The organism is Saccharophagus sp. K07 (assembly GCF_014336955.1).
In the GTDB taxonomy this organism is placed as follows: Bacteria; Pseudomonadota; Gammaproteobacteria; order Pseudomonadales; family Cellvibrionaceae; genus UBA5868.
On record NZ_QRAI01000008.1, the window covers coordinates 110,246 to 123,134 of the forward strand.

Below are 12,889 nucleotides of genomic sequence, written 5' to 3' on the forward strand. Positions count from 1 at the left end.
GCGGAATTTCCGCTTGCGTAATCTTTTAATGCCGATCCTTTCTGGTTGAATTTATGCCTAAAAAATCCATGATCAAAAATGTTCGTTTTACCAAATCTAAGATTGCGCTGGCTATTGCCGCGCAGATGGTTTTCTCTGGCAATGTTGCTGGAGCTCCTGCAAGTGGTGAAATTGTTGGTGGCATAGGTGGAATTGAGCAGAAGGGCACGGAAACGACCATTATCCAAAGCTCAGATCGCTTGGCTATCGATTGGAAAAGTTTTGATGTAGGAAAAAACGAACGGGTTGAATTTGTGCAGCCAGGGCAAAGTGCTGTGGCACTTAACCGAATTTTGGGAAATAAAGGCACAGAGATTCTCGGTCGAATTGATGCCAATGGTCACATAATCCTCGTTAATCCTCGCGGTGTCGTTTTCGGTGAAAGTGCGACTATTAATGTAGGTGGCTTGATTGCTTCAGGATTACAGATCAATCCCGATGATTTTATGAATGGGGATTTGGTTTTTAAGCGTATTGAGGACTCGGATGGAACCGTTATCAATTCCGGCATGATCAATGCTGCTTCAGGTGGCAACGTGGTATTGCTCGGCACTCAGGTGGAAAACCGAGGGCTGATATCCGCCAATTTGGGCAGTGCGATTTTGGCATCTGGTAAAGAAGCCGTTTTGACCTTTGATGAATCCGGTCTGCTCGGTGTGCAGGTAAACGAAGCCATTTTGCAGCAGGAGTTGGGAGAGGGCTTTGCTGTCTCCAATTCGGGGGAAATTCGCGCGGAAAACGGCCGGGTTTTATTAAGCGCAGCGACTACCCGAGATGTATTCAGCCAAGCGGTTAATTGGGGAGAGCAAAAACAAGCGCGCAGCGTCACCTACAACGAGGACGGTAGTTTTACGCTGGGAGCAGGTGGGGATGTTACCAACAGTGGAGCTATCATTGCTTCAGGGGAGAATGGAGCAGGAGATATAGTTGTCCTTGGGGAAAATATTACGAATAGGGGAGCAATCCGCGCAGATACTGTTCGTGGACGTGCTGGCAATATAGAGCTGCACTCCAATATCACTACAAAGGTTGAGGGCGATGGTGTTGTTACTGCCAATGCAGAAAAAGGTGGTGATATTAAAGTTCTGGGAAAAAATGTTGGATTGTTTGACCAGGCAAAAATTGAATCCATTGGTAATAACGGTGGTGGCCAAGTTCTATTCGGTGGTGATAGAGAAGGCCTGAATTCGGAAATTCGTAATGCTGATTTTGCTTATATTGGCGAAAACACATCTATCGATGTAAGTGCGACGAACAATGGAGATGGTGGTAAAGCCGTTATTTTCGCTGAGGATACAGCCAGAGTACACGGAAGTCTTGCGGTAAAAGGTGGTAAATATGGAGGGAACGGTGGCTTTATCGAAACATCGGGAAAAATAGGTTTCGAGATCGCAGAATCACCTGATATTAGTGCGGCAGCGGGCAAGGGCGGACACTGGCTTATTGACCCCTATAATATAGTTATTACCTCCACTGGTACTGCGGATATCTCAGGAGGAAATTTTGAATCGGGGAAGAATGATGCCAGAATTGCCGTCAGAGACGTTAATACTGCTCTAGCTCAGAATGGACAAGTAACCATCCAAACTGGGAGGGGAGCTAAGGAACAGGACGGGAATATCACAGTCGACGCTGAAATCAATTTCGATGATGATCGCGAAGCCACTCTAAATCTCATTGCCTACAACAACATCGAAATTAATTACAGCATCACCACTGGTGATAAAACTGCTAATCGTAAACTTAATATTCACCTCAATGCTAACACTTCGGGCAATCAGGGAAGTATCACCTTTGGCAATAAGGTTCGTATAGAAACTGGCGGTGGGGATTTTATTGTCGGCAATATCCAGGGTGAATCTAGTTCGCCTGGAGCATTTAATGTCGATTTTTCCAATGCAACTATCGACGTTATTCGTGCATCGTACACGGGAAATGAGCTGGATCAGCTTTATCGCAATCGTGGCACGACCGTTACCAGTGAGCAATCACAACATCTTGCTCCTAGCGGTCGTATAGCAATAGCTGCCTCCAATGATGTCATCTTGGGGCAGATGAATGTCAAGGGGCGAGAAGATGATGGTTCGCCATTCAAGATTGATATTCGTGCCGGAAATGATATTACGCTTCCGCAAGACCTCATGTTTGATAACAACCCCACAGAAATATTTCAAAGTGGTCAAAGATCAAATGATGGCTACACAACGCTTCACCTGATGGCCGGCAATGATATTCGTCTGAATGGTGGGATCCGTCAGGAATATTCCGACACAAATGCCGCTTGGAGTGATCATCACGACCGCCTCAATATTGTGTTGGTCGCTGATTCAGATGGAAGGGGTGGTGGAGATGTGATTATTGGCAACACTATCGAGACATCTGGCGGGGATTTCACGATTTTAAATGCGATAGATGTTGAGATGGATAACAACACTCTTGATACGCAATCTATTTATCGTACCTATGATAACTCTTTGATGAGGGAGATTATTGCGAATTATGGAGCTGGAAATGTCTCAATCACCGCCACTGGTAATGTCACGCTAGGCGATATGCCGATGTTTCAACAAGGCGCCAGTGAAACCAGCGGCCAATTGCGCAACCCTAGTCTGAAAGTAAGTGCTGGTGAGACCTTAGATATCGGTAATTCCAGTTTGTATACCCTCGATGGGGGTATCACTCTCGGTGCAAAACAGTGGAATTTCAATAACCACTCTCTCAACACTACTCTAGGGGGCGATATTACGCTGACGAGTGCAGGTAATTTGCTGTTGCCTAACATCGTTTCAACCGGCAATCTCACCCTCGCCAGCCGAGATGCGGGGCAGACAATTTCGATAACAGGAAACGGTCTTCAATTAAATGGACTGTTAACGCTCGATTTAAAGGATGGTTCTGCCAATCTTTCTAATGTTGTAAGTAATTCTTCGGAAAATTCCGCAAATTTGACTATTGCGAGCGGGCACAATATCCAATTGCAAACACCCCAGGCTATTCGGTTGGGGGATAGTGTATTAACGGGCGACCTTAATTTGACTTCCGATGTTGATATTAGGCAAGTCGGAAACTCTAGCGTTAATGTCGGCGGTAGTTCGCGCTTTTATACCGGCGCTGATGTTATTCTCAATGGACTGGAAAATCTTTTTGGTGGGTCTGTATGGGTGGGCGGCGTCGCAGGAGATGCGCGCAACATCAATTTGGTATCAACAAGGGATTTGAAACTCGGTGGCGTGTCTCCCGGAGATACAAATGATATTTCCCTTGCCGGTACTCTGGAGGCACATGCGGGACATGATATTACTCAGAGCGGCGTATTGTCAGTAGCACAGGCCACCACTTTGTCTGCTGGGGGCGATATTACTCTTACGCAAAATAATAAATTTTCCAGTATCAGTATCTCACATGCTCAATCTGCAAAAATTCGCAATCAACAAGCGCTTAGGCTGGGCGAGATTGTAAACGTCGTTCGGCTTGAACTCGATGTAACTGGAGATCTTTCGCAAACTGCTGTGCTGAATCTCGAAGAACTCGATCTCGCTGTTACCGGGAAGACACAACTCACACAGTCAAGTAATTCAATTGGATCTCTTTCTGGTTCGGTTGCTCAGAGCAATATAGCTGTAGCCGGCGATTTGAAGCTTGGTGACTTTGTTGTTGGTAATGATGGTGTCTTTTCACTGCATTTGATTGGCAGTGAAGCGACCTTGGAAGTGGGCGGCAATATTCAACTGACTGGTGTTGCTACGCTGACTTTTAACGATGTGGCGAATTTTGTTCTGCGCGGCAACGTAGATGGTGTAGATGCTGTTGTAAATTCTCTTATTGTCAATGGCGCTGAAGGCAACGGAACTTATGAGATTACTGCTGGCGCCTCGTGGAAAAACATTTCTTTCAGCATCAATGGTGGTGAGGGCAATGATACGTTGAAGGGGCCCAATTCGGCTGCGACATGGCGAATTGATAGTGAGTCATCTAGTTTGAGCGATGGTTCCAATGCTTTGACTTTCTCGTCCATAGAGAATCTTAAAGGTGGAAGTGGTGAAGATGCTTTCGAATTTTTAGTTCTGCCTGAGGGGGTTGCAATCGATGGCGGCGATGGCACAGATGTCGCGGATTATTCCAGAATCAGTGACGCTTCTGTCAGCCTCAATAGCAATGTTAAAGGAATTGAAGAAATTAAAGGTGACGGCTCCGGTATTCTTGTCGGCGGAGATGTAGATACGACCTGGATCGTGGTCGCTCCAAAAATGGGATCGGTTGAATGGGAATACGAAATCGAGAATGCCGAGACGATAAAAGACAGTGTGAAATTTACTGGCTTTAGTCAACTTCGCGGAGGTAGTGGCACAGATTATTTTATTCTTAAGGAGGACTTTGCCAGCGTCGAAGATGTAGAAAGTGCAAGTGGCGTTTATGGTGGTTCCGGAAATGACACATTTGATTTCCAAAGCGAATTTACTGCGGTCGTCAGTGGTGGCGCAGGTGATGACACCTTCATATTAAGCGACAATGCACGTGTTTTAAATATAGATGGTGGCAGTGGCAGGGATAAATTGTCTGGTATCGACGGCGCGCATCTCGTTTGGGAAATTGACCTGAAAGAAACAGTGAGTGTTTCCGATGGGCAGAATGTTTATGTGGAGAAGGCAACCAATATTTCCAGCCTGGAAGGAAAAGACGGAAATGATACTTTTCTTTTTTGGGCTGTGAAAACGAATATAGGCGTAAATGGTGGTGAAGGAACGAATACAGCCAATTTTTCGAATGTCGAGGGTGCTTTTCCTGTATATCTGGGCAGCCTTGACGAATCCGGTATCAGTAATGTTTCCACGATAAAAGGCAACGGCCAAAGTACTTTGGCGGATAGGGGCGATGGTGGTGCTAACTGGCATCTATCTTCCCAGGGAGGGGAATATAAACCCGCTGAAGGAAAAATTGTCAAATTCAGCGAGTTTAATCAGTTGGTTGGAGGCTCGGGTGATGACATTTTTACATTTGATGCAGATCTTCCGGGAGCAGGGGCCAACGTCAATGGAGGTGACGGCAATAACGAATATGTCTTTAACGTTGGTTTTTCTGCAAATGTAACAGGCGGCTCTGGCGATGACCGTTTCAAGGTAGAAGAAGGTGCATTGGTCACGGGTATTTTGGATGGTGGCTTGGGGGGAAATAATAACCTGGAGCTCTATGATAAGGATCTTACCTGGATCATAAAGGCAGCCGCCGCCAATACAAGTGTGCAAGTTAAAGATCCTCTCAAAGACACTACACCCGTCGCAGCGGCGTTTAATATCACCCGTTTAAAAGGTGGTGAGGGCGAAGATACTTTTAAATATTTCGTTCACGATAGGAGTATCAGCGCTGACGGTGGTCGAGGAGTCAATACGGCGGATTTTTCTGGTGTTAAAGGCAAATTTGAAGTTCGTCTCGGCGAAGAGAGTGCTGAATTTGGTGTTACCAATATCGGACATCTGATCGGTAATGGTGCGACTAGTACTTTAATTGGCTCCAATCAAAACAATACCTGGACCTTAGAGAATAACCAGGATTACGGAATATTGAAGTGGGGGCCGGAAGATAATTCGCAGAGCACTGCTTTCAGCGGGTTTGGTCATTGGATAGGGGGTAATGATAAGGATATTTTTATCTTGGAAACTCTTTCAGGAGCTCCAGCTTCTATTCAGGGAGGCGGCGGTAACGACGAGTTGAACCTGTCCGCAATTAATGAAACGGTAAAAATTGGTTTGGGTACAGACACTAGTGAGGCGCTCAACCTACTGGATGTGAGGAAAATCACGGCAAACCCGGATTATGCAAATTATTTGACAAGTGGCGCCTCTCAATCAGACTGGAGTATTACGGGCCGAAATACTGGAACACTTTCGCAAACTGGCACTGTGATCACATTTGCCGGTTTTGCACATTTGCAAGGACTCCAAGCAAATACTTTCGATATTCAGGCAAGTGGATCTCTCGGAGTAGGAAGTTCCGCAGGTAGTGTACAAGGTAGTCTTAACAATAGTGTGCTCAAGTTCAATGAGAATGGTGCTTATACCTGGACATTGAATGGCGCTGGTGAAGGCAATGTGGCACGCGGTGGGTCGACACTTATCAATTTCTCCGGTATGACTGCGCTGCAGGGAGCGGACGGGCGTGATGATTTTGTGCTTAAGGATCAAAAAGCCAGCATCGGTAGTATTGACGGCGGCGGCGGTATCAATTCATTAAGTACAAAGTGGAATGGCAGGGAGCCCTTAATGTGGGCAGTGGTTAATAACGAAGGCAAACTCAATGATCACGTCTCTTCATTCAATAATATCTCCGAGCTGATAGGGCAATCTGGTGTTGATCAATTTCATATAAGTGGATCCACCAAGCTCAATTTTATTGATAGTGGTGACGGAAATGACGAAATCTATCTCTCTGGGGACAGTAAAGTTGATTTGATTCTCGCGGGTGCAGGAGCTGATATTATTGCAATTGCGGAAAATGCCTTTGTCGGCAATCCTGATATTTCGGAAAGAACATCGATTGATGGTGGTGAAGGCAACGATACCCTTGATCTCACCGGGCTGAATCGTAAAGTGCTGTGGGATATAGCAAACCAAAAAATAGGGGATTTTGCTTACTTAAGCATTGAGAAACTCAAAGCCCCCAATGATCCTGCTAACGCCATCCAGGCCCCTAATACCAATAACACTTGGACTATTACCGGTATAAATAGTGGCGAATTAAATGCTGGCAATGGCGTCATTGTAAGTTATGAAGGCATCGCCAACTTGATCGGCGGTAACTTGCGGGATGACTTTATATTGGATAGCCCAGATGCGGTTATTGGTAAAGTAGATGGAGGCTTGGGTGTTAATAAATTGCAGGGAGGCGATGCTGATTACCGCTGGTTCTTGACCGGCGAGAATTCTGGGTATTTGGAAAAAGCATCAGAAAAGATAGCTGATTTTGAGAACATCCAGCATTTAACTGGAGGGAGTGGTGTCGACCGCTTCGAGGTTGCAGAGAATGGCAATCTGTCAGGCTGGTTGGCGGGCGGTGCGGATGATGATCAGATTATTTTCAGCAATGGACAAAACATTTCGGTCTGGCTTGCTGATGGCACAGGGACGGGGCCAAAGGAAGGACAATGGTGGCGTTTGCGCACCGATATTGAAAGCATCTCGGCTCAAATAGCGGAAGGGCTGAATCACCTTCAGCTGGAAAGCAAGGCAACACATAATTGGAGTATTAGTGGCGTCGACCGGGGAAAAATCGAAACAGTCAATTTTTCGGGCTTTGGTCAATTGACGGGCGGTGCTGGTAACGACACATTTGTCTTTGAGAAAGAGGGAGGGGTAAATGGGTTGCTGGACGGCGGTTCAGGTACTAATCTGGTGGATCTGCGATTGTGGGATCCCGAGCGATCGGGTGTAGAGGTGCAGGGGATAGTGGTAGCTTTAGGTGAGCAGGCTGGAGCTGATTTACAGGTCACTAATATTTATAAAATTAAAGCCAATGCAGACCCGAAATTCTCCCACACTCTTCGTGCGAGCGATAATGATAATAAGTGGATCATCAGCGGCAATAATTCTGGGCGTATAGAAAGCAATACAAGGTTAGAGTTTGTTGATTTTGCAATTCTCATCGGCGGCGCAGGGGATGACGTATTTGAATTCTCGGCAAAGGGGGCGCTCAGCGGATCAATTGATGGCGGTGCACATAAAAATCGGGATGAGGTGAAATACTCGGGCCAGAGCAAGGAGTTTACGGTGAATTTGGGCGATAACGCTCATTTGCATAATATTGAGCATTTGGTCGGCAATAATTACTTAAATCTTCAGGTGCCGGCACTAGAGGCTACATGGAAGATTAATGGTCTTGATCAAGGTAGCGTGAGCTATGGTTCCGACCAACATTTGACCTTCGAGCAGGTGCAGCGACTGTTGGGGGGCGAAAACAAGGATATTTTTTCTTTCGAGCAAGGGGGCACGCTTACTAGAGGAGCTGATGGCGGACCTGGAAACGACCTGTTTTTTATAGATTTGGTCACTTCTAAATCAAATCAGCCGACCCGACTTGAGGGTGGGGACGGTTTAGACTTCCTTCTATTCTCGGGCGATGAGCAAGGCTGGAAAGCCACTTATTACGCGTCTGCAGACAATGAAACCAGGTTTGACTTTGATATTTCCGGCCAACAAATGCTCACCAAACGCGTTGGATATAGCGGCATGGAAGAAGTTACTCTGCTAGCCAGCCTCGATTGGGTGACATTAAAAGGGATCGAGGGGAAAAATCGTTTTGTGCTGGGTGAAGGTTACTGGGCATTAAATGATCTGACCAGCGTTCATTTTCAAAATTCAGTTAAGTCCATTGAAGTGCATGCAAATAAAGAAGACGTGATTATGATTGCCGGTCAGGTATCGGTTGAAGACGTGCTGGCGCTCCGGGGTGGGCGAATAGACAAAATGGATGAGAATGCCCTGATCAAAGCGAACCGATTGGATTTGGTCAATATGGGCGAAGTTGGCGCAGCAGAAGCGCCGCTGGATATATCTGTTGCCGAATTGAGCGTGCTCGATAACTCAGGCGCGGTGTATCTGCGAGAAGCGGATGGGGTTGAGCTACTTGGGTTGCGCAGTAACAGTATTTTTGATTTAACGGTTCTGAACGGCAATCTAAGTCAGAAAAAAGATGCCAGCGGCATTAGCGGCTCCGGCGCCTTTAATTTTAGAGCGAAAGAAGGTGAATTGGAGCTTGATGGTAAAAATTCTGTTGCTGGCCCAATTGGGCTTTTCGCTCGTACCGGCGCTCTATTTAAAAATACTACTGCTACGACCCTATCTGAAGTTCGTGCAGCCAATCTTACGGTCACCTCAGATGGTGATATTTCTTCCGAAAATGCATTGCGTGTATCCGATGAAACCAAACTGAATAGCAAAGGGAACATTGTTTTGAAAAACGAGGGCAATGATTTTTCTCGTGTTTCACTAGAGGCTGAAGGTTTTGTCGATCTGGTTAACAACATGGATGGTTCTCCCGAGGGTAGAACTTTGGATTTGACTGGTGGAGATATTGATGGAGATTTGAACGTCCAAACAGGTAATAATGGAATTTTAATTTCCGGCAGGGTGAGCAGCAAGGGCGACATTAGCTTTGTGACTGCTGGAGGAATTAGAAGCAAAGGAGAGGTGAATTCATACATTGAAGCACAGAAATTTATTGCCCGGACAGACAGCGGCATAGGCTCGGAAGATAGGGATCTTAATCTGCAGGTTGGTATCATTGATGCCATAAATAACGGCACGTCACCTATATTGTTAGCCAATAAAGGGATGCTAACAGTTGAGAGAATTCATAGTGCTGGTGACATTTATTTGAAAAACTCTGAAAGTGTCAAATTTCTGAAGAATAGTGTGAGTGCATTTTACCTTGGTGAAAATGAACCATTGTATCCACCGGGAGATAAGGCACAGAAGGAAAATCCGTCATATGGAGGTAATTTTCAGTTGACTCTTGAAACAGGGTATATCCTTACGGATCTTTCTGTGGATAGATATGAGCCTCATATTGCTGCAAGAAATGCTGAAATTCTTAATTATCATGGCGCATTTGGTGCGGTCCCTCCTGTTATCTATGTGCCTGGGAGGCTATTTATTCTCAGTGGCTTATCTCGCCAGCCTCCTATTCAAGGATTCGACGTAAAGCCGCATCCATATGAGGATGACACCATATATACTGGTGTGTTCGGGGCCGGGGAGCAGATAATCGAAGTGGAAAATTTGGCGGAAATCGATCCGGCAATTTTCACCCAGGTTAAAAATTATTTTTATCAAGATATATCCATTCGTCTCTCGTCAGATCAGTTGTTCGAAGATGAGGAATAAACAAATTTGTCCCCGGCTTTTCAGTTTTTTTAATTGCTTGATGTTGAGCTATATGAATTTTCGAATTAACAAAATTTTTCCAAAATCCGCCTTGGCTTTAACGCTTATTTGTTGTTGTTCATTGGGGTACGCCGGCTTTCTTGAGATGCCCACCATCGAAGAAGTCCCAGAACCAGAAAACGACATCCTGCTAAAGGATCTGGATATACCTCCAGTTCGTGACCGGAACCCGAATCCCGAGGCAGGTCCGCGTCTGAACGTTACAGCGTTTCGCGTGCAAGGGGTAGTGGAGTTTCCTGAACTTGGCATTACCTATAGATCGGTCATTGAGCTGATCGAAAACATCCGTTACGACATGATGAAAGAAGGAGAGTTGTTGTATTCGGGGTATACCTTGGAGGAGTTGAGCCAACTGCAAGACCTTATCGGAGAAATCGAAAAAGAGACCCGTGGCCAGCACGTGGAGCCAGTCGATGTGCAGCGTCTGGTCTTTCTCATTCGGGAGCAGCGTCGCAGTCGCGGCGTAACTCTTGGCATGCTGGAAACTGTGGCGGATCAAATTACCGACTATTATCGCCAGCGCGGTTTTGTACTTGCCAAGGCATTTATTCCGGAGCAGAAAGTGCGTGACGGCATAGTGACCATCACTTTGTTGCTCGGTAACCTCGGCGACGTCAGCCTCACCGGAAACAAACGATATTCGCAAAAAACCATAGAGAGTATTTTTCGCAGTTCTATCGGCAAGCCTGTCAACAGTGCCCTGATTGAAGAAAAGCTATTTTACGTAAATGATCTGCCCGGTCTGAATGTGCAAGGGTTTTTCTCTCCAGGAGATCAAGTGGGCGACACTCGGCTTAATATTTCGACGGTCAAAGAAGAGCCTTATACGGTTAATGTCCGGACAGATAACCACGGTTCCGACGTAACGGGCGAATACCGAATTTATTCTGATCTCCTTCTCAACAACCCTCTCAATTACGGTGATCGATTGCATTTGGCTGTTTTGGGAGCGTTTGATCCGGAAACAGCCACTTATGGGATGGCGCGCTATTCTGGTCCGCTCGGTCATTATCGCTGGAAGTTTGATTTTGGGGTTTCGCAGAATGCGTTTGTATCCGGTCTTGGCAACTCCTTGGATATAGGTGGTAAATCCACGACCTATGACTTGGGAATCGATTTTCAGATCAACCGCAGCCGGGTAAAAACCACATCTGTGGGCATTACTGCTTCGCGCATTCACACTACACAGGAGTATCGCAGCGGTTCTATTACCACCACATTTGATGAAGACGAAATAGATAACGTGGAATTGGAATACCGTTTCGATATTTTGCATGGCGCAAAGCGCACGGTGCATATAGGTGGTATTCGCTTGATTCATACCACACTGACTGAATCATTATTTAATGACCATTTAGATGATGGCTTGTTGCTGGATTTGGATTACACCACATTGAGATTTATCAAAATTCCTCTGCTCCAGCCAGAAGCTCGGTTGGTTATGCGCGCTAACGCCCATTACGCGGGGCGGCAGACCGCTTCGGTTAACCAATTTTCACTTGCAGGGCCTACTCGATCGAGAGGTTATCGCACTAATACTTTCTTTGCTGACGATGGCGTCCACCTTGGAGCTGATTTGGTTTTCGAGGCTCCGTCGCTATGGAATATGCGCAATTTTATGCAGCCGTATTTAATGTTTGATGCATCTTATGGGGTTTCGTATCTTACCGACCCTTATGACGGTTCTGAGGAGCTCAGTCATGCAGGACTTGTGAGCGCTGGCTTGGGTTTTAAAATGTTCTGGCGCAATTTTCGCGGAAATCTTTCTGTTGGCTATCCGTTAAAAACCGAATTGCCAAGCACTGCTAATCGGGGTGATGAAGATAAGGCCAAATGGTATTTTGATATGCAATATACATTTTAATCCGCCTTTAATGTTTATCATTCCGTCAACGTCTAATTAAAGGAGCGGGAAATGATGTCGAGTCAATTGCTGCAAGGGCTAAAATGGATATCGACATCTTTTCCGCTCTTCTTCCCTTTATTGTTATTGTCTGGGTGTTCTGGCGAACAGCAGCCTCCGGTGCCAGATAATGTCGGAAAAACAACTCCTTCGGTTGATCCTGTATATCGCCAGGCGCAAGCTCGTCAAAACGATACGGGAATCGTTTTTTCCGGCAATCACCCGCGATCAATCAATGAAAACTGTATCGATGGCGTTATCGATGATACTGACGAGTGGCTTATGGGAGAGCAATTCGCTGAATTGCGTTTTCGCGGGCAGGATTGCCAAAGTGGTCGCGATTTTGAGTTCGCTGATGATGCAGACGGTCATGCGGGATTTTCATTTGTAAAAATCGCGGCCGATGGCAGTGAATTGCCGGCGGATGCCGCTGAATGGCATTGCGTGCTCGATAAGGTCACCGGGCTGATGTGGGAAGTAAAAAGTGCTGCAGATGACATCAAGGGTAATGGCGGTCCCCACGATGCTGATGATGTATTTATGTGGTACAACACGGACACGGCAACCAACGGCGGTCATATCGGCAACTGGAATCGTGATGGCGCGGATTGTTACGGGTACGAAAACGGCAATCCTGCGAGTTTCTGCAATACCCAAGCCTTTGCTGAGCGCGCGAATCAAACCGCATTGTGCTCCTATAGCGATTGGCGAATCCCTTCGGTACGAGACCTGATCAGCATCGTTAATTTCGGTCGTAACCAACCTGCAGTTGATCTCGCCTATTTCCGCGCGCGCACAACAACGTGAACGTTCCTCTGTTTGTCGCCGGTGGCGGCGGTGCGATTGGGTTGAACAAAGTCACTAACGCCAACGGTAAAAACGTTAAAGACCTGTATCAGGCAGTGGCAAATGCTCTAGGGGCAAATGAGCATCCCAATGCGCGCAACTGGTCTTCAAGCCCTATCAGTCTGTAACTCGTGCTGCTTGGCCCATCGGTTCATTGATGGGCCTT

The 12,889-nt window shown here is 46.3% G+C and carries 4 protein-coding genes; all 4 read left to right on the forward strand.

The annotated features are described in order from the left end of the window. Positions 1-53: 53 nt before the first annotated feature. The 4 genes from DWB84_RS18180 to DWB84_RS18195 are packed head-to-tail and all read left to right on the forward strand — an operon-like array spanning position 54 to position 12,851. Positions 54-9,914 carry a filamentous hemagglutinin N-terminal domain-containing protein gene (locus DWB84_RS18180; protein ID WP_187411241.1) on the forward strand — a complete coding sequence of 3,287 codons (9,861 nt, stop codon included), beginning with the start codon at positions 54-56 and terminating at the stop codon, positions 9,912-9,914. Between the two features lie 52 nt (positions 9,915-9,966). Then, a complete protein-coding gene (locus tag DWB84_RS18185; protein ID WP_187411242.1) occupies positions 9,967-11,838 on the forward strand; it encodes a ShlB/FhaC/HecB family hemolysin secretion/activation protein in 1,872 nt (623 codons plus the stop codon). Positions 11,839-11,889: 51 nt separating this feature from the next. Continuing rightward, complete coding sequence (locus tag DWB84_RS18190; protein WP_187411243.1) at positions 11,890-12,684, forward strand: DUF1566 domain-containing protein; 795 nt, start codon at positions 11,890-11,892, stop codon at positions 12,682-12,684. Continuing rightward, on the forward strand, positions 12,681-12,851 hold the full coding sequence (locus DWB84_RS18195; protein ID WP_187411244.1) for a hypothetical protein: 171 nt from the start codon (positions 12,681-12,683) through the stop codon (positions 12,849-12,851). The genes DWB84_RS18190 and DWB84_RS18195 overlap by 4 nt, the downstream gene beginning before the upstream one ends. Positions 12,852-12,889: the final 38 nt, after the last annotated feature.